Here is a 21,858-nt window from a genome sequence, read left to right as displayed (position 1 = left end):
AACGAATCACTCACAATTTATTCAGAACAGGTAACAGGAGGAAATAATCATGGTTAAGATCAGACTGAGAAGAATGGGTGCACACAAGAAGCCGTTTTACAGAATCATCGTGGCAGATTCCAGAACAGCCGGAAACGGCAGATTCATCGAGGAGCTGGGATACTTCAACCCGATGGTGGAGCCGAACGACATCAAGGTAGATGCAGAGAAAGCGAAGGAATGGCTGTCCAAGGGTGCGCAGCCGACAGAGAGAGTCAGATCCATCTTCAAGAAGACCGGCGTGATCGAATAAGCAGCCAAGGCGGTGACGTTGATGACAGAATTAGTTGAGACCATTGCGAAGGCTCTCGTGGACGATCCGGACAGCGTCCGGGTCACAGAAGGAAGAGACCGTCACGGAGAGGTGCTTCAGCTTCAGGTCGCAGGTAATGACATGGGCAAGGTCATCGGCAAAAAGGGCAGGATCGCGAAGGCCCTGAGGACGGTGGTCAAAGCCGCTGCGACGAAGCAGAAGAAGTCCGTATCTGTGGAGATCGTTTCTGAGGACGAGTTCGAGCAGTACGAAGGATCGGAAGAATAACGGTCATGAATAACGAATGGAGGGGTGCGGCGAGCTGCACCCTTTCTTTTTTCAAAGGCGGGGCGAAGGTCTGCCCCGCAGGGCGACGGCCCGGGAGTTTGAATATGAGAGAGCATCTGACAGGAAAGCGCTCCCCGGAGCATGGGGGGGACATGGTGGAGCTCGGGAAGGTTACGGCGGCGGTGGGCCTTAGAGGTGAGGTCCGGGTTTTCCGTTATTCCGGGACAAAGGGCACTTTCGAAAACCGTTCGACCATTCTGGTCGCCGGGAAATCCTATCCCCTGGAACATGTGCGTTATCAGAAGAATATGGCGGTCCTGAAGCTGGGCGGCGTGGATGACCGGACGGCGGCGGAGCATCTCCGGGGCGCCGTGGTGGAAATGCCGGCATCCGAACTGCCGGAACTTACCGACGGGTCCTTCTATATCCGGGATCTGCTGGGAATGACGGTTCTGAATGAGGAGGACGGGGAAGTGTTGGGCACACTGTCCAATGTACTGACAGACCGGGCCCAGGATATTTATGTGGTGAAGTTAGCCGGCGGAAGAGAGATCATGGTGCCGGCGGTGAAGGAGTTCATCCGCTCCATCGACGGTGAAAAGCGGGAAATCCGGGTGACGCTGATAGAGGGGATGATGGAATGAAGTTTCATGTGCTGACGTTGTTTCCGGAGATGTTTCCGCCGGTTCTGGGAGCCAGTATTCTGGGCCGGGCGGAGCGAAGCGGGATCCTCTCGTTTCACTATGTGAATATCCGGGATTACAGCGCGGATAAGCGCCGGCGGGTGGACGATACGCCCTTCGGCGGCGGAAAGGGCATGCTGATGCAGGCCCAGCCGGTTTTCGACGCCTTAAGGTCCGTGGATGCGGAATCGAAACGGATTTTGTATATGTCTCCCCGGGGTCGGAAACTGGACCCGGCGCTGGTGCGTTCACTGGCAGAGGAGGAGGAACTGGTGATTCTGTGCGGTCATTACGAGGGCATCGACCAGCGGATTCTGGATCACTGGCCCATCGAAGAGGTGTCCATCGGTGACTATGTGCTCACCGGCGGGGAAACGGCGGCCATGGTGCTGATCGATTCCGTGAGCCGTCTGCTGCCGGGGGTACTGTCCAAGGAAGGGGCTGCCGTGGAAGAATCCGTGTACTCCGGACTGCTGGAATACCCCCAGTACACCCAGCCCCGGGAATATGAGGGGATGGCAGTACCGGAAGTTCTGGTCAGCGGAAATCACCGGCTGATTCATCTGTGGAAGTTCGAAGAGTCTCTGAAGCTCACGAAACGGGAGCGTCCGGACCTGTTTGACGAATTTGTGAAGAATCACAGGGGATTGGATAAAGATGAACAGAAAGTCATGGAAAAAGTAATAGAGATGATGTAAAATTATTCGAGAGGTTTCCATGAAGAAAAAACGCAGAGAGCTGTTGTTTCTGTACGTTGCGGCGGTTGCCGTGCTGATCGTGCTGATTTACGGTCTGCCGCAGGTGACGGGAGCGCTGACTTCCACATATACAGTTAAATATGGAAGGCTCCGCATTTACGACAGTGCGGACGGATATATCGTCCGGACGGAGGAAGTGTACCGGGCCGGGTCCGGCGGCACCGAAAACCGGTATATCCGGGACGGGAAACTGATCCGGAAGGGGACGAAGATTTTGGAGATGACCGGCAGCGGGAGCAGTTCGGAGGACCGGGACAGCGCCTACGAGGATCTCCTGGACCGGCTGAACGGGAAGGCGAAGGAGACCGATTCCTACCGCACCGATACGGAAGGAGTGGTCAGCTATACCGCCGACGGTTACGAGTATGTGCTGACGCCGGAGAACATGACGAAGAAGAGCCGTTCCTTCTACGAGGGACTTTCGAATGACGATGTTACGAAACTTTCCCCGAAAGATGTGAAGAAGGGAGACCCGGTTTTCAAATTGTGCAGCCGGGGGGAATGGTATGTAGTCTGCTTCGTGCCAGAGGATCACCGGGACCGGTATCAGACCGGGAAGGCGATCAAGCTGAATCTGGACGGGGAGGATGTGGTGCGCGGTACAGTGTACAGCATCCGGAGCAGCGGCTCCTATGCCCGTCTGATTGTGCGGACGAATTACTACTATCCGGACTTCGCTTCGAAACGGAAAGTGCAGGTGAATGCCGTCACGTCGGATTCTGCGGGACTCCTGGTGGAGAACCGGAGTATTGCGAAGAAGAACGGCCATACCGGTGTGTATGTGAAGCAGAAGACCGGGAGTTTCAAGTTCGTCCGGGTGAATGTCATCGCAACGGACGGCACCACGTCGGTGGTTTCCAATTCGGCGTTTTCGGACGAGAAGGGGAACTATGTGCCGACGATCGGAACATATGATGAGATCAGGAGACGGGCGTGAGCCGGTCTGCTGTGAACATAGATCAGTTACAGGGAGTGTGAAGTTTCAGTATGTCAATAGAATCGAATATCGAAGAGGTCAGAGCCCGGATCCGGGCCGCCTGTGAACGGTGCGGCAGGGATCCGGAGGATGTTACGCTGATTGCCGTAACCAAGCTGCATGAAGCGGAGGAGATGAACGAGGCGATTGACTGCGGCATTACGGATATTGCCGAAAACAAGGTGCAGGAGGTTCTGCGGAAGTATGATGACGTGAAGCCGGCAACCTGGCACCTGATCGGACATCTGCAGACGAACAAGGTGCGTCAGATTATCACGAAGGTTGCGCTGATTCATTCGGTGGACAGTCTTCATCTGGCCAGGGAAATCGATAAGCGGGCCGCACAGAATGATCTGGTGATGGATATTCTGATCCAGGTGAATACCGCCCATGAAGACAGTAAGTTCGGCGTGGATCCGCAGGAGGTGGACGGACTGATTGAAGAAATCGCAGAAACCTGTCCCCATGTCCGGGTCAGGGGGCTGATGTGCATCGCGCCTTTTGAAGCGGAACCGGAAGAAACGAGACCGTTCTTCCGGGCGGCGAAAGAGATTTTCGACCGCTGGCAGGCGAAGGGGCCGTCCGACCGCATTGATTTCAGATGGCTCAGTATGGGCATGACGAATGACTTCGAAGTAGCAATAGAAGAGGGCTCCAACATGGTTCGCGTGGGAACGGCCATCTTCGGAAGCCGGGATTACCGGCGTGAGGAATTATAGCACAGAAGAGAATATCACCGAGATTCCAGCGTGTGATACCGGGAGGAAATGTATGAGCATTGGAGAATCCATGAAGAAGCTGATCGGGATCGAAGATTACGATGACGATGAAATAACGGAAGATGAAGTGAACGCTGCGAAAACGAAGCTCCAGAAGGAAGAACGGCGGGCGGAAAGTCCGGCTCCGGCACCGGAGAAGAAACGTCCTCTGGGCGGCATGCCTTCTTCGAAGCCCCAGGAGAGACGGTTCGGCGCCACGAACAGCAGTTCCTTCAAGCTTCTGCTGATTGAGCCGAAGACGTTTGAAGAGTGCCCGAAACTGGTGGACAGCCTGAAGAGCAGAAGGCCGGTCATCATCAACCTGGAACGTCTGGAGACGGAAGTGGCCCGGAAGATTTTCGATTTCCTCAGCGGTGCGACTTACGCCCTGAACGGCAATGTCCAGAAGGTTGCGAATAACATCTTTATCTTTGCGCCGGAGAATGTGGACATTGCAGGCGGTCAGCAGCCGGAAAAGGCAAACTTCGAGTTCGCCAGAGAAGAAGTTCCGGCAAAGAACGGAAACGACAACCCTTGGAGGTAATATTTTTTGGCAAGTATACTAACATTGGCAGTAGCGTGGATTGCGCGGATTCTGGTCTATCTGCTCTTCATCAGAGCGATTCTGTCATGGGTCAACGTGCCGTATTACAGCACGGTCGGTAAGGCGAAGGATCTGATTGCACAGCTTACGGAACCGATCATCAATCCCTTCCGGCAGCTGATGAGCCGTCTGGGAATCAACACGGGCATGTTCGATTTCAGCCTGCTGGTGGCCATGATCGCAATCGAGTTCATCCGGAGCGTCTTGATCCGTCTGATCTGGCTCCTGCCGTTGTAGCGAATGTTGAGATGAGGGAAAGGATCGGTCAGTACTATGGTTACACCGAATGATATTCAGAACAAGGTCTTCTCCAATGCGATGCGCGGCTATAATAAGCGGGAAGTGGATGAGTTTCTGGATGAAATCACGATCGACTTCCAGAAACAGCTGGATGAGAATGCGAAGATGGCTGCGGAGATCAAGCAGCTGAATGCGCAGATTGAGGAGTCGAAGAAGACCCAGCAGTCTGTGGCCAATACACTGGAACAGGCGAAGCGTCTGATGAGCGACATCTCCGAAAGTGCGGAGAAGCGGGCGGAGGTCATTATCAAGAACGCCCGGCTGGACGCACAGACGATCACCCGGAATGCGAAGGATTCGGTAGAGAGCTTCACCCGGGAAGCGGAAATGCTGCAGCGGAAGATCAGCACATTTAAGGCGGATTTCCGGGACTTCATGCAGAAGGAACAGCAGAAGGTGGAAGACAATGTGGATGATCTCTTCAGTGATCTGGAGGGCGAGCTGAATCACAGCGGCGTTGTCAGCGGACAGAGCAACTCTCTGGATTCTCTTGAGCGGGAGCTGAAAGATCTGCCGGATGCCGAGGACATCCTGGCGAAGGCGGAGCAGAAGGCTCTGGAATCGGAGAATCCGAAAAAGGATATGGACCGGACGAAGGTGATGAACCGTGTCCGGGAACCGGAGGAGATTCCGGAAGACCTGTCCCGCACGATTGTTATGGACAGAAGCACTCTGAGCCATACGGATTTCGATTTCCGGGGCGAGGAACCGGCCGGCCGGCGTGAAGAGCCGGCATCCGAAGAGGAAGATTTCCTGAAGAAGATCGATGAAGAGGTGGGAACCTATCGTCCTTCTCAGACCGAAACGCCGCGGAAGGAACCGGCGTTCGACGACAAGGCGAAGACTATCGTTGTGGATGAGAAAGAGATCCTTTCCAGATTGAAATAAGAACGACGACGAAAAGCGGAACGGTGCGGGGCCCTTGGACCCCGCACTTTCGTCGAAAAGAAAGGATAATCATGGTTTATCTGATTATTGCAATTCTCGTGGTCATGGCAGACCAGGCAGTGAAAATTCTGGTCCGCTCCACCATGGTTCAGGGGGACTCCGTTTCCGTGATCGGGGATTTCTTCCGGATTACCTATATCAATAACCGGGGGGCGGCGCTGGGCATGTTCGCATCTAACAACAAGATGCTGCTGGCGGTGCCGGTGGTGATCATCATCAGCATCATGCTGTTCGTATTTCTGCACAGGTACACGCACCCGATGGTGAAGTACGCCCTGACCCTGGTGGCGGCGGGGGGCTTCGGCAATCTGATTGACCGGACGCTCTTCGGCCAGGTGACGGACATGTTTTCATTCCGGATCTTCCCGCCGATCTTCAACGTGGCGGACATCGCAGTGACGGTAGGCTGTATTCTGATCCTGATCTATGCACTGTTCGGCGAACGGATGGATCACAGAGCCGCCGGTGCGGGGAAGGGCAGACCGAAGCATGGAAGATAATGCAAGGGCGGACAGAATGATTTCTTTCCGTGTGGACGGGGAAAACGCCGGAAAGAGACTGGATGTCATCATTCCGAAGCAGGCAGAGGGAGTCAGCCGGTCCATGGCCCAGAACCTTCTGGGGGACGGGCGGGTCAGGGTCAACGGTCAGGTGGAGTGGAAGAAAAACCGGAAGGCGGAGCCGGATGACCTGGTGGAACTTTCGGTCCCGGCCTATGAAGAAGCGGCAGTTCTGCCGGAGGACATCCCGCTGGACATCTATTACGAAGATGAGGATGTCATCGTGGTGAACAAGCCTCGTGGGATGGTGGTTCATCCGGGGGCCGGGAATATGACCGGTACGCTGGTGAATGCACTTCTGTTTCACTGCGGAGACCGGCTGTCGGATCTCAACGGTCCGGTCCGGCCGGGCATCGTGCACCGGATTGATAAGGACACCAGCGGACTCCTGATGGCTGCGAAGACGAATGAGGCCCACGCATCTCTGGCCCGGCAGCTGGCGGAACACTCCACCACCCGAAGATATCTGGCCCTGGTTAGGGACAACATCCGGGAGGAGGAAGGAACCGTGGACCAGCCGCTGGGAAGAGATCCGAAGAACCGGCTCAGAAGAGCGGTGAACGGAGAGAACCCGAAGCGTGCCGTGACCCATTTCCGTGTTCTGGAGCGGTATGGTCCGGTCACCCTGGTGGAATGCCGTCTGGAGACGGGCAGAACCCATCAGATCCGGGTGCACATGGCGTATATCGGGCATCCGCTGCTGGGGGACCCCCTCTACGGGCCCCGGAAGACCCGAAGCGGGGCGGAGGGACAGTTCCTTCACGCCGCAGTGCTGGGGTTCCGGCACCCGGTGACGGGACAGTATCTGGAATTCCGGGCAGATCCCCCGGAACTGTTCCTTCATGAACTGGACCTTCTCCGGATGAAATACGGCGTCCGATAGGCGGGTCCCTGGGAGGGGAAATCCCCGGATTTTCCCGGTCAGATCTCCGGAGAAGGCCCGTCATGAGATGCGGTGACCGGTTCATGTGTCTGATGATCTGTGTAGGCCGACTGCACGCTGTGCACTTCTGAACAAAAAAGGGATGATGCGTCGGGCAGGGCACAGAGCGGCGTGCGCAGTATGTCCGCCCGGCACCGGGCGCACACGGCACCCCGATGAAAGGGAGTACAGTTTTCACTGCTCCCGCAGAAAGTACATCTTCGCTTCATGAACAGACCTCCTTCGGAAAGGATTACAGCACCGGGGCGGGATGCCCCGGCTGTATGGATGAGCATAAAACACAGGTGGGCAGAACGCAAGCGGTGAAGCGGACTGACTGCAATAATCCGCAGATTACAGCCGGATTTCCGTGGTTTTTCGCAGAGTGCGTCTGCCGGGCAGAAGGGAAAGAGGATTGAGTATGAACGAAACAACATCACGCCGGGATGAACAGAAACCCGGACCCGGGACGTACCCGGATGCCGTTCTGAAGGCAACAGAGGGACTGGTGGAGACTATTTCCAAGCATCCGGAAGACGCCCTGCTGGAACTGGAGAATTTCGACCTGCTGATGATGCGGTACGATTCGGCGATCCGGGAAGTCCGGACGAAACTGGAGATTCTGAATGACGAGCTGTCCCTGACCAGGGATTACAGCCCGATTTCATCCATTATTTCCCGCCGCAAGAAACCGATGAGCATCTATCAGAAACTGCTGAAGCAGGAGAATGAGATCAGTCTGGCTTCCATCGAAGAGAATCTGAACGATGTGGCCGGCGTCCGGGTCATCTGTCCGTTCATCGATGACATCTATAAGGTGGCGAAAATGCTGGTTCAGCAGGATGACATCACGCTGATCCGGGTGAAGGATTATATCCGGAATCCGAAGTCCAACGGATACCGCAGCTATCATATGATCGTTCAGGTTCCGGTATTCTTCTCCAGTGAGAAGAAGCCGATGCGGGTGGAAGTGCAGATCCGCACCGTCGCTATGGATTTCTGGGCCAGCCTGGAACACAAGATGAAGTACAAGAAAGGTCTCTCGGAAGAAGTGATTCAGGCCATCACCGATGATCTGGCGGAATGTGCCGCCACCATCTCCGGCACCGACATGCGCATGATGGGCATCCGGGACCGGATCAACGAACTGGAGAAATACAACGAAATCACGAAGAAGCAGCAGGCTTACAACGAACGGCCGGACAACGTTCAGACCCTGCAGGCTTTCAACTGATCCGGAAATGACTGAAACAATATAAAAAAGCAGGCACAACTGCCGGCGGACCGTTTTCCTGCGCAGCCCCCAGGGGAGCTGCGCAGAAAATCCGGAACGATGCGGTGCGTTGTGCCTGTTTTTTTCGTGTTCTGCCGGGAGGTTCTGATCAGGACGTTTTCTAAGGACGGGGCATCTCCGGCAGTTCTTTCGGATTCACATACACCGTCCGGTTATCTGTGAAAATCACCATCCCCGGCTTGGCCCCGTTCGGCTTCTTCACGTGCTTCACCTGCACATAGTCCACCGGCACATTCTCGGAAGTCCGGGCCTTGGAATGGTAGGCAGCCAGTGCCGCCGCTTCGAAAATGGCAGTTTCCGTGATCTCCCGTCCCTGGGTCTGGACAATGACATGGGAACCGGGGATATCCTTCGTGTGGAACCAGTAGTCTGTTCTGGATGCCGTGTGCAGGGTCAGCTGGTCGTTCTCCCGGTTATTCCGGCCCACCAGTACCGGGAAGCCGTCGGAGGTGGTGTAATGCAGCGGGTCCGCCCGGAATTTTTTCTTCTTCGGGCGGTGGGACTGCTTCCGTGCCCGGACGAAACCGGTGTCCTCCAGCTCCGTCCGGAGATCCTCGATGTCCGTGATCTCATTGGTGTTGTTCAGGTAGGTGAGCACCGATTCCAGATAATCGATGTTTTCCTGATTCTCCGTGAGCTGGGCCTTCTTCTCGTGAATGGCCGTCTTCGCCTTGCCGTAGCGCTTGAAGTAGGACTGGGCGTTCTTGTTCGGCGTCCAGCGGGGATCCAGCGGAATGGTGACTTCCTCCCCGTTATAATAATTCGTCACGGTGATTTCCTTCATGCCGGAATGCATCAGGTGCATGTTGGCTGTCAATAGTTCTCCGAACAGACGGAGATCCTCCGAATTCTCCGCCCGCAGAAGATCCTCCTCCAGACGCTGCTTCTTCAGATACAGCTTGTCCAGCCTGGTGCTCACGGACCGCACCAGGTCGTGGGACTTCTGCCGGGCCCGGTTGGAGCTGCGCTTATGTTCGAAATAGTATCCTGCCGCCTCCGACAGAGTAGGGAAATCCAGGCGGCGGCAGCTTTCCTCATATTCCCGGAGCGGCTGGAAATAGAACTCCTTCGGCGTATCTTCGTCGTCCACATACACCACCGGCGCGAGGTCGCCGCTGTCTGCGGCAGTCACCGCTTCCTGCAGTCTCTCGAAGCGGTCCCCGGCGGACACCAGTTCCCGGGCAAAACCCGGGGAAATCCCGCCGATCCGGGACAGAACCGCCTTCCAGGTTTCCCCGGAATCCCGGGCTTCCTCCGGGGTGACCTGCCGGAACGGAATCTTGTTCTGGGCCGGCGGATAGGTATAGATCTTTCCCGGAAGTATCTGCCGGGCCCGGTCCATATCAATGGAGATCCGTTTCATGCTGTCCACGACTTTTCCCGTGGCGAGATCCGTCAGAATGATGTTGCTGTACTTCCCCATGATCTCAAAAATCAATTTCTTCGAGACCGTGAATCCCAGTTCATTCAGCGTTTCCAGGGTGATCTCGATGATCCGCTCCGAGTCCTTCTGCTCCACCGCCACAATGCGGCCCCCCTGGAGGTGCTTCCGGAGCAGCATGCAGAATGGCAGGGGCTGGGGCGGGTTCACCGGGTTCTGGTCAATGATCCGGATGCAGGCGGCGGCGCTGTCCACCGTGGCGTAGACCCGGACATTTCCTTTCTGTGTGTATATGTTCAGCACCAGCTCGTCTGATTCCGGCTGGTAGACCTTGCTGATGCGGCCGTACAGGATGCGGTCCCGGAGTTCCCGGGCGGCCGCGGCCGTTACGATTCCGTCGAAAGCCATAATAATACCCCTTTTCTTTCATGATCGACAAAAAATAACGGGGCGCACGGCCGACCGCCGGTGCCGTCGCTTTTTGTCAGATAGATAATTATACCATGGGAACGGGGGCAGTCAATTGTAAAGGGCCGTTTCATGTGTTAGAATAGTGAGTGAATTCCGGGTATTGGCCCGGTGTCCTTGGAAATGCCGGGCGGAGCCGGAACTCCGCCGGAGATAGAAGAATGGGAGTAGCAGAATGATCAGAAGTATGACCGGATTCGGCCGGGGCGAATACAGTGACGGAAAGCGGAATGTGATCATCGAGGTGAAATCGGTGAACCACCGGTACTGCGACATTAACGTGAAGATGCCGCGCCGGTATCTTTTTGCGGAAGAGGCCATGAAGAAGGCGCTGAAGAAGTATGTCCGCCGGGGGAAGGTGGACTGTTCCGTGACGGTGGAGAATCTGACGGAAAGTGACGTGAAGATCCGGCTGAACCGGCCGGCGGCGGCCCAGTATATCGAGAATCTTACTGCGCTGAAGGATGAATTCGGTGTGTCCGGAGAGGTCACGCTGGACCTTCTGGCAGGCTTCCCGGATGTAATGCAGCAGGTGCCGGAGGTGGAGGATGAAGAGGCTATCACCCGGGCTATGGTGAATGCGGCGGACGAGGCCGGACGGCATCTGGAGGAGATGCGGGGCGTGGAAGGCGGGAAGCTGGCGAAGGATCTTCTGGCCAGGGGAGAACTGGTGAAGGATCTGGTGGCCCGGATCGAGAAGCGCTCCGACAGTGTGCCGAAGGAATACCGGGAGCGGCTCACGGAACGAATCCGGGATCTCATGGAAAACAGCGAAATCGAGGTGCCGGAGGACCGGGTGGCGGTGGAAGTCGCCTTCTTTGCGGATAAGTGTAATATCACAGAGGAGCTGACCCGGCTGAAGAGTCATATGGATCAGATGAAGGCGATCATCGAAAGCGGGACGGAAGCGGAAGGGAAGAAACTGGATTTCCTGGTGCAGGAGATGAACCGGGAGGCCAACACCATCGGTTCCAAGGCGAATGATCTGACGATCACGGAGCTGATGCTCCGGGTGAAGGCGGAAGTGGAGAAAATCCGGGAACAGGTGCAGAATATTGAATAGTTGCCTGTCACATTTCGTTGGTGTATAATGTTGACTGCATTTGGTCCGGAGACGGGAAGATGCAGCAGAGAAAGAGTGTATTTGATACGGGAGCAGGCAGACATGCAGAAGCAGAATGGAAAATTATTCGTGATCTCCGGGCCTTCCGGCGCAGGAAAGGGCACGATTGTGAACGCCGTGATGGATCAGGCAGATCCGTCGGGGACGGCACTTTCCATTTCCATGACGACCAGAGAGCCGAGACCGGGTGAAGAGGACGGTGTGAATTATTTCTTTGTCACGAAGGAAGAGTTCCGCCGGCAGATCGAAGCGGGAGGCTTCCTGGAATATGCCGAAGTGTATGATCACTACTACGGCACGCCGAAGTCGAAGGTCATGGAGAAGCTGAACCAGGGAAAGGATGTGATTCTGGAAATCGATATCCAGGGAGCCCTGAATGTGAAGAAGGCTTTTCCGGAAGGGGTGCTGATTTTCATTCTGCCGCCGTCCATGGAGGTGCTCAGAAGCCGTCTGACGGGCCGGGGCACCGATGCACCGGAAGTCATCGAAAGGCGGCTTTCGAAGACCCGGGGAGAGCTCACGTTCATTGACCGCTATGACTACGGCGTGGTGAATGATGACCTGGAAGAGGCCGTGGAAACGGTTCGGGCGATCATGCGGGCGGAACATGCCCGAGTGGATGAGAATCTCCACACACTGATCCGGGAGAAGTACGGGGAAGCATAGAGAGCTTCCGGGGCCGTAGTGCGTTTACCGACGAATTGATATAGAAAGGGACGATTTCATGTTATATCCATCCATTAACGAACTGAGAAAGAAAGTCGACAGCCGGTACACCCTGTGCATTCTGGCAGCGAAGCGCTCCAGAGATCTGATCGACGGGAAACCGCTTCTGACATCCCATATTCCTTCCCCGCGGCCGGTCTCTATGGCGGCTCAGGAACTCAGCGAAGATCTGATTTCCTATAAGTCGGCGGAGCAGGTTTATGCGGAGCGGGCGGAAGCCGAGAAGGCGAAGGCGGAAGCAGCAGAACCGGAAGCGGATGCGGCGGAAGTGATCGAAGAAGCGGCGGAAGAAGACACAGAAACAGAGGAGTAATCCGAAGAAATCCGATCGATTGTGAAAATCGGCGAAACAGCGGAATGCAGGTGCGGGCCGGAAACGGCCCCGTCCGGTATTTCGTTTTTTTTCGGCGAATCCCTGCCGGTGTGGAATTGCAGGCAGAGATATCGCAATATTCAAAAGTTGTTGTTTTTTTTGGGTGCTCTCGCAAATTGAGAGATGCAGAGAGACTTGCGGGAGATTAGTTACAGGAGGAAAAATCATGAGTGAAGTGAGCATGCAGGCACCGCAGGAAGTGTTCCGGTATTTCCAGGAGATCAGTGATATTCCGAGGTGCGCCCGTCACACGAAGGAAATCAGCGATTACATTGTGAATTTCGCGAAGGAACACGGTCTTACGTACGATCAGGATGATCTCAACAATGTCATCATCTATGCCGATGGCACGGAAGGCTATGAGGATGCGGATGCGGTCATGCTGCAGGGTCATATCGACATGGTTGCGGCGAAGACGGAGGATTCGGATCATGATTTCACGAAGGATCCGCTGGAGCTCTATGTGGACGGAGATCTGATCCGGGCGAAGAATACTACCCTGGGCGCGGACGACGGCATCGCAGTGGCCATGATGCTGGCGGTGCTGGACGGAAAGGATATTCCGCATCCGCCGCTGGAATGTGTGTTCACCGTGGATGAGGAGATCGGCATGCTGGGTGCGGAAGGACTGGACGGATCCAAGCTGAAGACGAAGAAGATCCTGAATCTGGATTCGGAAGAGGAAGGCATTCTGACCGTAGGCTGTGCCGGCGCAGTGGATCTCTATGCGCATATTCCGACGGCCCGGGAAACGGTCAGCGGAACCGGCTATCATTATGAAGTGAAGGGACTTCTGGGCGGTCATTCCGGCAGTGATATCCATATGGAGCGGGCCCATGCGGCGAATCTGACCGCACGGGTTCTGATGGAAGCCGGCCGGAAAGCGGCGTTCCGGATTGTCACCCTGTCCGGCGGTGAAGTGACCAATGCGATTATGAACAAGGTTGTGGGTGAACTGGTTGTGAAGAAGGGAGAAGAGCAGGCGTTCGAACAGGCGGTGGCGGAGATCACGGAGACGGTACGTGCGGAATACCGTACCGCTGATCCGGATATGGTCTTCCTGACGGAGAAGAAGGGAGAGGTGACGGAAGAAGCGCTGACAGAGGAAAGTCAGAAAACGGTTCTGTCCTACCTCAACATTCTGCCGCTGGGGGTACAGCAGACCAGCCTGGATCTGGGCGGTATGCCGGAGACCTCCGTGTCCATGGGAATCCTCCGTCTGGAAGGGAAAGAGTTCTATTCCGGTTCCATGGCCCGTTCCATGGTGAATTCCAGGAGAGATCACCTGGCCGATCAGATCCAGCTGATGACAGAGCTGGTTGGCGGCACACTGGAGCGGAAGGGTGAATACGGCGCCTGGGAGTTCAATCCGAATTCCAGACTGCTGGACATCTGCACCGAGGTTTACGAAAAGCAGTACGGTGAGAAGCCGGTATCCGGCGCCGTCCATGCAGGCGTGGAATGCGGCAAATGGGCGGAGAAACTGGGAGAGATTGATGCAGTTTCCCTGGGGCCGGACATGCGGAACGTACACACGTTTAACGAATACCTTTCCATTTCTTCCACTGCCCGCACATGGGAGTATCTGAAGAACGTTCTGAAGGCCTGCAGATAAGTCCCGTCGGAAGGGACCGGCCCGGGCGGGAAAACGGCGAAGGGCGCCGGAAAGCGCCCGGAAGCATGGGAAATCAACGAACGCTTTCTGTTGCAATCTTCAGATCCCAGCGACTACAATGGAGTAGGACAGGAAACCGGAGGTGAGAAGATTGACGGCAGCAGAACGGACAGAAAGAAGCAGGTCGGGGGCGGGAACCGGCGGATTATCCGGCGGCCTCCCCGGATTCGTTCCGGCGGAAGAAGAGCGGTATCTGCCGGTGATCACCCGCAGGTTCAGCGGACTGATCGCTCTGCCGGACATCATTATGATCCGGCGGGACGGACACTGTTTCCGGATTATCCTGGAGAACCGGGAGTACAGAATGTACTGCCGCAGGGAAGAACTGGAACGGTATCTGGATGACCGGTTCTGTCTGATGGTGGCAGGATGGTACATCAATTTCGGCCAGGTGAGTCATATGGAACAGGGGACAGTCTGGTTCCGGGACGGTTCCCTGGCCGTACCGGGCCGGGATGCATATATCCGCACCCGGCAGCGGTTCAACATCTATATCCGGGAATATACAGGGGTCCCCCAGCGGACCGGACAGTTCCTCAGCGGACCCGGTTCCGCTGTCCTTTCGGACAGGGGACTTTCCCGTTCCTGAAATCATCCCGGGAAGTACAGAAAACACTTGCGTTTCGCAGGTGTTTTCTGTATAATAACTCTGTTCGTTTGCATGGGGCAGACGAAGCATGATCTAAACAGCACATCCGGCTGTTTCGCAGTAGGTGCCGTCGGAGGACGGTTTGATGCGGACAGGGGCCGGGTGGAAGTGAAAACCAGGAGGAATCAATTATGGCAGTAGTATCCATGAAGCAGTTGCTGGAAGCCGGTGTACATTTCGGTCACCAGACGAGAAGATGGAACCCGAAGATGGCGAAGTACATCTTCACAGAGAGAAACGGAATCTATATCATCGACCTGCAGAAGACAGTGAAGATGATTGATGAGGCATACAACTTCCTGAGAGAGACAGCGGAAGCCGGAAAGCCGATTCTGTTCGTAGGAACGAAGAAGCAGGCTCAGCATGCGATCGAAGACGAAGCGAAGAGATGCGGTGAGTATTACGTGAGCCAGAGATGGCTGGGCGGTATGCTGACGAATCATAAGACGATTGCAACGAGAATCGCCCGTCTGAAGGAAATCGAAGAAATGAAGGAAAACGGTACCTTCGACAAGCTCTCCAAGAAGGAAGTAACGAAGCTCGTGGAAGAGCATGATAAGCTGGAGAAGAACCTGGGCGGCATCAGAGACATGAAGGGCATGCCGGGTGCAATGTTCATCGTTGACCCGAAGAAGGAGAAGATTGCTGTTCATGAAGCGCGTATTCTGGGCATTCCAATTGTGGGAATGGTAGATACGAACTGTGATCCGGATGACGTGGATTACGCAATTCCGGCCAACGATGATGCGATCAGAGCCGTGAAGCTGATTGCTTCCAAGATGGCAGACGCTGTGATCGAAGGAAACCAGGGCGAGAGCTTCGACGAGGCAGATGCGAATGCGGCTGCGGCTGACACAGAAGCGCCGAAGAGCATCGAAGAAATTGCTGCAGACGAGCAGTAATTCTGAAATCCGGAAATATATTCTTTTTTCATAACACAGGAGGGAATAGAATGGCTATTTCAGCGAAACAGGTTAAGGAACTGAGAGACAAGACCGGTGCAGGCATGATGGACTGCAAGAAGGCTCTGCAGGAGGCTGACGGCGACATCGATAAGGCGATGGACGTTCTCCGGGAGAAGGGTCTCTCCAAGGCTACGAAGAAGGCAGACAGAATTGCGGCAGAAGGTCTGGTCAGAGTTGCATTCAACGACGATCACTCTGTTGCAGCGGCAGTGGAAGTCAACTCCGAGACAGACTTCGTTGCGAAGAACCCGGAATTCGTTGAATTCGTAGAGAAGCTGGCTGAGCTGGCTCTGACATGCGAAGATCCGTCCATGGATGCGTTCATGGCGCTGCCGTATGAAAACGGCGAAACCGTCAGCGAGACTCTGGTTCAGAAGATCGCGAAGATCGGTGAGAAGCTGAGCATCAGAAGATTCGTGAGATGCGCTGCACCGGGAACTGTGTACACCGGTTACCTGCACAACCACGGACAGATCGGTGTTCTGGTCGGCATGAAAACTGAGGCTTCCGCAGCAGAGATCGAGACTGTCGGTAAGGACGTGGCGATGCAGGTTGCTTCCATGAGCCCGAGATATGTGACAGAGGATGAGGCTGATCCGGAATGGCTGGCGAACGAGAAGGAAATCGCTATCCAGCAGCTCCTGAACGAGGGTAAGCCGGAGAACCTGATTGAGAGAATCATCCCGGGCAAGATGAAGGCAGTCCTGAAGGATGTCTGCCTGGTTGACCAGAAGTTCGTGAAGAACAGTGACCAGACTGTGGCGGAGTATGTCGCTGAGGCTGCGAAGGGCCTGGGCAAGGAAATCCAGCTGACAGAGATGGTTCGTTACGAAGTCGGTGAAGGCATCGAGAAGAGACAGGATGACTTCGCGGCGGAAGTTGCGGCTCAGCAGGCGGCAGCGGCAGAGAAGTAATTCTCAGCCGAAGCGATAATTGAACTGACCGGTTCCCCGGATCCGCCCAGGCGGATCCGGGGATTTTCGTCTCTGCCGGAAAAGAAAATAACCCTGGGGCATATGGCATGACATGAAATAGTAAAGAAAGTATCCATAAGCTCCAGGGCTATTCTGTATGATTTTCGGCTTTGGTTCGCCTCGAAAGGAATCTGACGGAGCGAAATCAACACCGTGGTCCAGTATACACTTTGATTATTATTCTGTCAAAGATACGTTGATCGTTTACACATTTTCTTAACATATAATTTTCCGCAGTCGAAAAGCGTCCGGATCCGCAGCTATATGATCCACGGGAAAGGAAAGGGCGACTTATGAAGAAAAAACACCGGATCGGCATCGCCATACTGATTCTGATCGCCGTGCTGACCGCTGGTGCGGCGGGTTACCTGCAGTGTTACTATCATGCCGGTGCTGCGGCGAAACGTGCCATGAAGAGCGGTGAAGAAGTGACCGTCACTCGGACGAAAGGGGGATGGCTCTTCGACGGCCCGGGGAAGGAAAATGCCGTTGTGTTTTATCCCGGTGCCAAGGTGGAGGCCGCATCCTACGCTCCCTTACTTCAGCGCATTGCAAAGGGCGGAACCGACTGCTTCCTGGCCGATGTGCCTCTGCGCCTTGCATTCTTCGACCGGAATGCGGCGGACCGGTTCCGGAGAACCCGCAGCTATCAGAACTGGTATCTGATGGGCCATTCCCTGGGCGGGGTGGTGGCAGCAGGATACACTGCATCCCATGAACGGGAGGTGAAGGGCCTGATTCTGCTGGCATCCTATCCGACGAAGCCGATCCGCTGCCCGCTGCTCACGATCCGGGGAAACCGGGACGGCGTGCTGCGGATGTCGGCGTACCAGAAGGCCGGGAAATACCGTCCCCAGAGGACAAAAGAAATCGTGATTCCGGGCGGAAACCACGGGGAATATGGGGATTACGGTCATCAGAAGGGGGACGGCACTGCCGGGATTTCTTCCCGGAAGCAGCAGGAGATAACAGCAGAAGCCGTTCTGGCGTTTACGAAATAAGATGGAGAGGACAGGGCACGAGAGCGGTCCGGACCGGAAGATATTTTTCCGGTTCGGACCGTTTTCTGGTCTTTCGATTCCGGGATATGCTATGATGAGTGGTAGAAAAGCCGGATATGTTCCGATAATGGGAGAGGAGTGAAGATCGATGAGAATAGCGCAGCTGCAGCTCAGTGTACAGGAAGAAACGGAAAAGAACCTGGACGGGCTGGAGAGGATGATGGAGCAGGCTGCTTCCGAGAAGCCGGACCTGGTGACGGCGGGGGAGATGTTCACCTGTCCCTATGTGACGGAGAAATTTCCGGCCTATGCGGAGCCGGAAGGCGGCAGGACATGGCAGCGCCTCAGCGCCCTGGCCGCCGCCCATCATGTGTATCTGGCGGCGGGCAGTGTCCCGGAGCGGGATGAAGCCGGCCGGATCTATAACACCGCCTATGTTTTCGATCGGGAGGGCCGGCAGATTGCGAAGCACAGGAAGGTCCACCTGTTTGACATCTACCTGGAAAACGGGGACGGATACCGGGAATCCGCCACTCTGACTCCCGGGGATCATTTCACGGTGTTTGACACGGAATTCGGCAGGATCGGCGTGCTGATCTGCTTCGACATCCGGTTTGCGGAGGCGGCCCGGATCGAGGCGGACTGCGGGGCGAAGGCGATTCTGGTTCCCGGCGCTTTCAATATGACTACCGGGCCGGCTCACTGGGAACTTTCCTTCCGCATGCGGGCGGTGGACAATCAGGTGTTCATGATCGGCACTTCAGACGCCAGAAACCCGGATAGCGGGTACACTTCCTGGGGACACAGCATTCTGACAGATCCCTGGGGCAGGGTGGTCGGCCAGATGGAAGAACAGGAAGGGTATATGATTCATGACATCGATCTGTCTATGGCAGATCAGATCCGCAGACAGCTCCCGATTCTTTCTGCCCGCCGCAGGGACCTGTACTGCATAAAAACCGGAGAAGGCGTTGTGGAATGAAGTACGAGGGACAGGAAAAAGACAGGAGACTGACAGTGGAAGAATTTTCGTGCAGCAACGTAACCGGCACCCTGCGGCATGTGAAGGGAAATACCTGGTACCTGGAGGGGGATGTGTCTGTGCCGGTTGTTCTCACCGGACCGGGACAGGCGGTTCTTCTGGATTCCGGGTACTATGGAAAGTCCACAGAGCCTCTGATGGAGATGCTGGATGCCAACGGGCTGAAGCCTCTGGCGGTACTGACCTCCCACTATCATCCGGATCATGTGGGAAATCATCTGGCGCTCCGGGAAAAATACGGCACCGAACTCATTATGAGCAGGAAGACTGCCGGGGTGCTGGAGGAACCGGAAATTATCGCTATGACGTACTGGCAGATGAATCCGGTATGGGTCCGGGAACATCTGGGATTCATGAAGATCCGGCCGGACCGTGTGTTTGACGGAAACGATGGATGCACCGGGATTGATGAATGTGCCGGCTCTGCAGAAAACGGAAGCGTTATCCGGGCCGGGGGAGCGGACTTCCGGGTGATCCCTTTGCCGGGCCACACCATGGACCAGGTGGGATATGTCACCCCCGACGGGGTGCTTTACGCCGCCGATGCGATGCTGGAACGGGATTTCCTGGCCCATGCGAAGCTGCCCACGGCCCGCAGCTGGACAGTGGATCTGGAAACGAAGGCGGGTATTCCGGCGGGAAATTATCCTGCCGTTATTCTGGCCCACCGGGGGTGTGTGCAGGGTCCGGAGATCCTGCGTCTCTCCCGGGAAAACATCCGTGACCGTCACCGGCGGGCGGAGGAGTTATACGATGTTCTGGCCCGCCGGGGGAGGGAGCTGACGCTGGAAGAAATTCAGAATACACTGTGGCGTGCCCTGGAGCTCCGCACGAAGCAGGAACTGAAAATCCGGATTTTTCAGCGGAATGTCTTCTGTCTGGTGCGCTATCTGGAGGATACGGGGCGGGTCAAAGAAGAGAGCCGGGATGGAAAGGTGCTGTACCGCCTGAGGAAAGGAGAGAACGAAAACTGATGAAGTACCGATATAACCGGGATGGAGAGAAGCTGTCGGTTCTGGGATACGGCTGTATGCGTTTCACGAAAACCGGAGGGACCATTGACCTGGCCAAGGCCAGGCGGGAGATTCTGAGCGCCGTAGAGCGGGGCGTTAATTATTTCGATACCGCCTACGTCTATCCGGGCAATGAAGAGGCACTGGGTCTCATTCTGGAACAGACGGGGATCCGGGACCGGGTGAATATCGCCACCAAGCTGCCCCAGTATCTGATCCGCAGCAGCGCCGCCATCGAGAAGGATTTCCGGGAGGAACTGAAGCGGCTCCGGACGGATCACATCGATTATTATCTCATGCACATGATGACGGACTATTCTCAGTGGGAGAATCTCCGGCGTTTCGGTATCGAGGAATGGATTCAGGAGAAGAAGCAGTCCGGCGAGATCCGCCACATCGGGTTTTCGTTCCACGGGAATACGGACATGTTTCTCCGGATTTTGAACGCCTACGACTGGGATTTTTGTCAGATCCAGTACAACTACCTGGACGAACACACCCAGGCGGGCCGGGCAGGGCTGGAAGCGGCGGCGGCAAAGGGTATTCCCGTCATCATCATGGAACCGCTCCGGGGCGGAAAACTGGTGAATCTGATGCCGGAGAAGGCCAGGGAAATGGTACGGAATCACCCCTCCGGCAGAAGCGCCGCCGCCTGGGGTCTGCTCTGGCTGTGGGATCAGCCCGGGGTCACCTGTGTGCTTTCGGGCATGAATTCAGTGGAGATGGTGGAAGAGAACTGCCGCCTGGCATCAGAAGCGGAGGCGGGGCTTTTCACGGAATCGGATCAGGCATTTATCGAAAAACTGAAGGAAGAGATCCGGGCTTATGTGAAGGTGGGGTGCACCGGATGCCGGTACTGCATGCCATGTCCTTCGGGGGTGGACATCCCCGGGGTTTTCCGCTGTTACAATCACATGTACACAGAGAGCCGGAAAGAAGGGCGGCATGAATATGCCCAGACCATCGGTCTGGCGGCGGAGCCGGGATTCGGATCCCGCTGCGTCCGCTGCGGCAGGTGTGAGAAGCTCTGTCCCCAGGTACTGCCCATCCGGGATCTGCTCCGGAAGGCGGACCGGGCGCTGCGGCCGCTGCCGTACCGGATCGGCATCGGCGTTGTGCGAAAAATCCTGCTCAGAAAGCCGGAGTCATGATATAATGGTCCGGAAAACATACTATAATGAAAGGTTATTTCGGAGAGTAATATGCTGAATCAGTTTACGAGAACGGAGTTGGTGGCCGGAGAGAAGAATATCCGGCGCTTTCAGGGCGCCCGGGTGGCCCTGTTCGGTGTTGGAGGCGTGGGGGGATTCGCCATGGAAGCGCTGGTCCGAAGCGGGATCGGCGCCATAGACCTGATTGACAACGACACCGTATCCCTGACGAATCTGAACCGCCAGATCATCGCCACCCATGACACCATCGGAAGAGCGAAGGTGGATGTGGCGGAGGAACGCATCCGGTCCATCAATCCGGACTGTGCGGTCCGGAAATATCAGTGTTTCTTTTTGCCGGAAACGGCGGATCGTTTCGATTTCACCCAGTATGACTATGTCATCGATGCCGTGGATACGGTGCAGGCGAAGCTGGAACTGGTCATGCGCTGCAAGGCGGCAGGCACCCCGATCATCAGCGCCATGGGGGCGGGGAACAAGCTGGATCCCACCCGGTTCCAGGTGGCGGACATCAGCAGGACCTCTGTGGACCCGCTGGCAAAGGTGATGCGCCAGCAGCTCCGGAAACGGGGCGTGAAGCATCTGAAGGTGGTCTATTCCCAGGAGATGCCGGCAAAACCACTGACAGCTGCCTATCTGACGGAGCAGGGCCGGGGCGGGGACCTGACCGAGCAGGCCAGGGAAACCGGAAGCCTTCGGCTTTCTCCGGGCAGCACGGCTTTTGTGCCCAGCGTCGTCGGGCTGATCATCGCCTCGGAAGTGGTGCGGGACCTGATGGAAGAGCCCCTGCCGCAGGACCGGATCCAGGCGACCATTGACACCCTCCACGAGGGGGAGGCGGACCCGGCATAATTCTGTGTCTGTGGACAAAATCGAGTTTGAACTGCGTTCTGGATTGTGATATTATCTACAA

25 protein-coding genes are annotated in these 21,858 nt (G+C 56.0%); 24 read left to right on the top strand and 1 reads right to left on the bottom strand.

The features are described 5' to 3' along the window. Positions 1-46 precede the first annotated feature (46 nt). The 12 genes from rpsP to BLQ24_RS01885 all read left to right on the top strand — a co-directional run bounded on the left by rpsP (position 47) and on the right by BLQ24_RS01885 (position 8,323). On the top strand, positions 47-292 hold the full coding sequence (gene rpsP, locus BLQ24_RS01940) for a 30S ribosomal protein S16 (protein ID WP_173327528.1): 246 nt from the start codon (positions 47-49) through the stop codon (positions 290-292). Between the two features lie 21 nt (positions 293-313). Next, a complete protein-coding gene (locus BLQ24_RS01935) occupies positions 314-580 on the top strand; it encodes a KH domain-containing protein (RefSeq protein ID WP_090162108.1) in 267 nt (88 codons plus the stop codon). 104 nt (positions 581-684) lie between these two features. Then, positions 685-1,224: a ribosome maturation factor RimM gene (rimM, locus tag BLQ24_RS01930; protein WP_163439854.1), complete on the top strand. Its 540-nt coding sequence runs from the start codon at positions 685-687 to the stop codon at positions 1,222-1,224. Then, positions 1,221-1,961 (top strand): tRNA (guanosine(37)-N1)-methyltransferase TrmD, encoded by a 741-nt coding sequence (trmD, locus tag BLQ24_RS01925; protein WP_090162104.1) that lies wholly within the window; start codon positions 1,221-1,223, stop codon positions 1,959-1,961. Before rimM ends, trmD begins: the two co-directional genes overlap by 4 nt. A 19-nt stretch (positions 1,962-1,980) precedes the next feature. Next, on the top strand, positions 1,981-2,958 hold the full coding sequence (locus tag BLQ24_RS01920) for a biotin/lipoyl attachment domain-containing protein (protein WP_090162102.1): 978 nt from the start codon (positions 1,981-1,983) through the stop codon (positions 2,956-2,958). 50 nt (positions 2,959-3,008) lie between these two features. Continuing rightward, positions 3,009-3,716 carry a YggS family pyridoxal phosphate-dependent enzyme gene (locus BLQ24_RS01915; protein ID WP_090162101.1) on the top strand — a complete coding sequence of 236 codons (708 nt, stop codon included), beginning with the start codon at positions 3,009-3,011 and terminating at the stop codon, positions 3,714-3,716. A 52-nt stretch (positions 3,717-3,768) separates the two neighbouring features. Beyond that, on the top strand, positions 3,769-4,299 hold the full coding sequence (locus tag BLQ24_RS01910; RefSeq protein WP_090162099.1) for a cell division protein SepF: 531 nt from the start codon (positions 3,769-3,771) through the stop codon (positions 4,297-4,299). Between the two features lie 6 nt (positions 4,300-4,305). Next, positions 4,306-4,596, top strand: coding sequence for a YggT family protein (locus BLQ24_RS01905; RefSeq protein WP_090162096.1), 291 nt, complete (start codon positions 4,306-4,308; stop codon positions 4,594-4,596). A gap of 36 nt (positions 4,597-4,632) precedes the next feature. Next, positions 4,633-5,547, top strand: coding sequence for a DivIVA domain-containing protein (locus BLQ24_RS01900; protein ID WP_090162094.1), 915 nt, complete (start codon positions 4,633-4,635; stop codon positions 5,545-5,547). Positions 5,548-5,618: 71 nt separating this feature from the next. Further along, complete coding sequence (gene lspA / locus BLQ24_RS01895; protein ID WP_090162092.1) at positions 5,619-6,107, top strand: signal peptidase II; 489 nt, start codon at positions 5,619-5,621, stop codon at positions 6,105-6,107. Continuing rightward, the gene (locus tag BLQ24_RS01890) at positions 6,097-7,050 is read left to right on the top strand and encodes an RluA family pseudouridine synthase (RefSeq protein WP_242869552.1); all 954 of its coding nucleotides are present in this window, start codon (positions 6,097-6,099) and stop codon (positions 7,048-7,050) included. The genes lspA and BLQ24_RS01890 overlap by 11 nt, the downstream gene beginning before the upstream one ends. A 460-nt stretch (positions 7,051-7,510) precedes the next feature. Then, the gene (locus BLQ24_RS01885; RefSeq protein ID WP_090162090.1) at positions 7,511-8,323 is read left to right on the top strand and encodes a GTP pyrophosphokinase; all 813 of its coding nucleotides are present in this window, start codon (positions 7,511-7,513) and stop codon (positions 8,321-8,323) included. 160 nt (positions 8,324-8,483) lie between these two features. Here BLQ24_RS01885 and BLQ24_RS01880 read toward each other — a convergent pair whose 3' ends face one another. After that, complete coding sequence (locus BLQ24_RS01880; RefSeq protein ID WP_090162088.1) at positions 8,484-10,172, bottom strand: Rqc2 family fibronectin-binding protein; 1,689 nt, start codon at positions 10,170-10,172, stop codon at positions 8,484-8,486. Positions 10,173-10,407: 235 nt separating this feature from the next. On the opposite strand from BLQ24_RS01880, the gene BLQ24_RS01875 reads away from it, so the two are divergent. The 12 genes from BLQ24_RS01875 (at position 10,408) to BLQ24_RS01820 (ending at position 21,797) form a co-directional block, all read left to right on the top strand. After that, positions 10,408-11,295, top strand: a complete 888-nt coding sequence (locus BLQ24_RS01875) for a YicC/YloC family endoribonuclease (RefSeq protein ID WP_090162086.1) — start codon at positions 10,408-10,410, stop codon at positions 11,293-11,295. Positions 11,296-11,397: 102 nt separating this feature from the next. Beyond that, positions 11,398-12,021, top strand: a complete 624-nt coding sequence (gene gmk, locus BLQ24_RS01870; protein ID WP_090162231.1) for a guanylate kinase — start codon at positions 11,398-11,400, stop codon at positions 12,019-12,021. A gap of 58 nt (positions 12,022-12,079) precedes the next feature. Then, complete coding sequence (gene rpoZ / locus BLQ24_RS10420; RefSeq protein WP_090162084.1) at positions 12,080-12,394, top strand: DNA-directed RNA polymerase subunit omega; 315 nt, start codon at positions 12,080-12,082, stop codon at positions 12,392-12,394. Positions 12,395-12,620: 226 nt separating this feature from the next. Next, positions 12,621-14,069 carry an aminoacyl-histidine dipeptidase gene (locus BLQ24_RS01860; protein ID WP_090162083.1) on the top strand — a complete coding sequence of 483 codons (1,449 nt, stop codon included), beginning with the start codon at positions 12,621-12,623 and terminating at the stop codon, positions 14,067-14,069. A gap of 151 nt (positions 14,070-14,220) precedes the next feature. Further along, on the top strand, positions 14,221-14,718 hold the full coding sequence (locus tag BLQ24_RS01855; RefSeq protein WP_090162081.1) for a hypothetical protein: 498 nt from the start codon (positions 14,221-14,223) through the stop codon (positions 14,716-14,718). 191 nt (positions 14,719-14,909) lie between these two features. Next, positions 14,910-15,680, top strand: a complete 771-nt coding sequence (gene rpsB / locus BLQ24_RS01850) for a 30S ribosomal protein S2 (RefSeq protein WP_090162079.1) — start codon at positions 14,910-14,912, stop codon at positions 15,678-15,680. A 50-nt stretch (positions 15,681-15,730) separates the two neighbouring features. After that, the gene (tsf, locus tag BLQ24_RS01845; protein WP_090162077.1) at positions 15,731-16,657 is read left to right on the top strand and encodes a translation elongation factor Ts; all 927 of its coding nucleotides are present in this window, start codon (positions 15,731-15,733) and stop codon (positions 16,655-16,657) included. A gap of 353 nt (positions 16,658-17,010) precedes the next feature. Then, entirely contained in the window at positions 17,011-17,718 is a 708-nt protein-coding gene (locus tag BLQ24_RS01840) for an alpha/beta fold hydrolase (RefSeq protein WP_090162075.1), read from the top strand. A gap of 148 nt (positions 17,719-17,866) precedes the next feature. After that, positions 17,867-18,700, top strand: coding sequence for a carbon-nitrogen hydrolase family protein (locus BLQ24_RS01835; protein ID WP_090162074.1), 834 nt, complete (start codon positions 17,867-17,869; stop codon positions 18,698-18,700). Then, positions 18,697-19,734 carry an MBL fold metallo-hydrolase gene (locus tag BLQ24_RS01830; RefSeq protein WP_090162072.1) on the top strand — a complete coding sequence of 346 codons (1,038 nt, stop codon included), beginning with the start codon at positions 18,697-18,699 and terminating at the stop codon, positions 19,732-19,734. Before BLQ24_RS01835 ends, BLQ24_RS01830 begins: the two co-directional genes overlap by 4 nt. Then, positions 19,734-20,924: an aldo/keto reductase gene (locus BLQ24_RS01825; protein ID WP_090162070.1), complete on the top strand. Its 1,191-nt coding sequence runs from the start codon at positions 19,734-19,736 to the stop codon at positions 20,922-20,924. Before BLQ24_RS01830 ends, BLQ24_RS01825 begins: the two co-directional genes overlap by 1 nt. Positions 20,925-20,975: 51 nt before the next feature. Further along, complete coding sequence (locus BLQ24_RS01820; RefSeq protein WP_090162068.1) at positions 20,976-21,797, top strand: tRNA threonylcarbamoyladenosine dehydratase; 822 nt, start codon at positions 20,976-20,978, stop codon at positions 21,795-21,797. Positions 21,798-21,858: the final 61 nt, after the last annotated feature.

The organism is Eubacterium pyruvativorans, assembly GCF_900102225.1.
In the GTDB taxonomy this organism is placed as follows: domain Bacteria; phylum Bacillota; class Clostridia; order Peptostreptococcales; family Anaerovoracaceae; genus Aminicella; species Aminicella pyruvativorans.
Note: the sequence above shows the minus strand (reverse complement) of the source record. Positions and strands in the feature narration are given on the sequence as shown.

Excerpts from the sequence above, each read along its gene's own strand:
- BLQ24_RS01825 (WP_090162070.1), top strand. The coding sequence starts at position 19,734 with ATGAAGTACCGATATAACCGGGATGGAGAGAAGCTGTCGGTTCTGGGA.
- rpsB (WP_090162079.1), top strand. The coding sequence starts at position 14,910 with ATGGCAGTAGTATCCATGAAGCAGTTGCTGGAAGCCGGTGTACATTTC.
- BLQ24_RS01900 (WP_090162094.1), top strand. The coding sequence starts at position 4,633 with ATGGTTACACCGAATGATATTCAGAACAAGGTCTTCTCCAATGCGATG.
- trmD (WP_090162104.1), top strand. The coding sequence starts at position 1,221 with ATGAAGTTTCATGTGCTGACGTTGTTTCCGGAGATGTTTCCGCCGGTT.
- rimM (WP_163439854.1), top strand. The coding sequence starts at position 685 with ATGAGAGAGCATCTGACAGGAAAGCGCTCCCCGGAGCATGGGGGGGAC.
- lspA (WP_090162092.1), top strand. The coding sequence starts at position 5,619 with ATGGTTTATCTGATTATTGCAATTCTCGTGGTCATGGCAGACCAGGCA.
- tsf (WP_090162077.1), top strand. The coding sequence starts at position 15,731 with ATGGCTATTTCAGCGAAACAGGTTAAGGAACTGAGAGACAAGACCGGT.
- BLQ24_RS01875 (WP_090162086.1), top strand. The coding sequence starts at position 10,408 with ATGATCAGAAGTATGACCGGATTCGGCCGGGGCGAATACAGTGACGGA.
- BLQ24_RS01920 (WP_090162102.1), top strand. The coding sequence starts at position 1,981 with ATGAAGAAAAAACGCAGAGAGCTGTTGTTTCTGTACGTTGCGGCGGTT.
- BLQ24_RS01890 (WP_242869552.1), top strand. The coding sequence starts at position 6,097 with ATGGAAGATAATGCAAGGGCGGACAGAATGATTTCTTTCCGTGTGGAC.
- BLQ24_RS01835 (WP_090162074.1), top strand. The coding sequence starts at position 17,867 with ATGAGAATAGCGCAGCTGCAGCTCAGTGTACAGGAAGAAACGGAAAAG.
- BLQ24_RS01840 (WP_090162075.1), top strand. The coding sequence starts at position 17,011 with ATGAAGAAAAAACACCGGATCGGCATCGCCATACTGATTCTGATCGCC.
- gmk (WP_090162231.1), top strand. The coding sequence starts at position 11,398 with ATGCAGAAGCAGAATGGAAAATTATTCGTGATCTCCGGGCCTTCCGGC.
- BLQ24_RS01860 (WP_090162083.1), top strand. The coding sequence starts at position 12,621 with ATGAGTGAAGTGAGCATGCAGGCACCGCAGGAAGTGTTCCGGTATTTC.
- rpoZ (WP_090162084.1), top strand. The coding sequence starts at position 12,080 with ATGTTATATCCATCCATTAACGAACTGAGAAAGAAAGTCGACAGCCGG.
- BLQ24_RS01820 (WP_090162068.1), top strand. The coding sequence starts at position 20,976 with ATGCTGAATCAGTTTACGAGAACGGAGTTGGTGGCCGGAGAGAAGAAT.
- BLQ24_RS01830 (WP_090162072.1), top strand. The coding sequence starts at position 18,697 with ATGAAGTACGAGGGACAGGAAAAAGACAGGAGACTGACAGTGGAAGAA.
- BLQ24_RS01935 (WP_090162108.1), top strand. The coding sequence starts at position 314 with ATGACAGAATTAGTTGAGACCATTGCGAAGGCTCTCGTGGACGATCCG.
- BLQ24_RS01885 (WP_090162090.1), top strand. The coding sequence starts at position 7,511 with ATGAACGAAACAACATCACGCCGGGATGAACAGAAACCCGGACCCGGG.
- BLQ24_RS01915 (WP_090162101.1), top strand. The coding sequence starts at position 3,009 with ATGTCAATAGAATCGAATATCGAAGAGGTCAGAGCCCGGATCCGGGCC.
- BLQ24_RS01880 (WP_090162088.1), bottom strand. The coding sequence starts at position 10,172 with ATGGCTTTCGACGGAATCGTAACGGCCGCGGCCGCCCGGGAACTCCGG.
- BLQ24_RS01910 (WP_090162099.1), top strand. The coding sequence starts at position 3,769 with ATGAGCATTGGAGAATCCATGAAGAAGCTGATCGGGATCGAAGATTAC.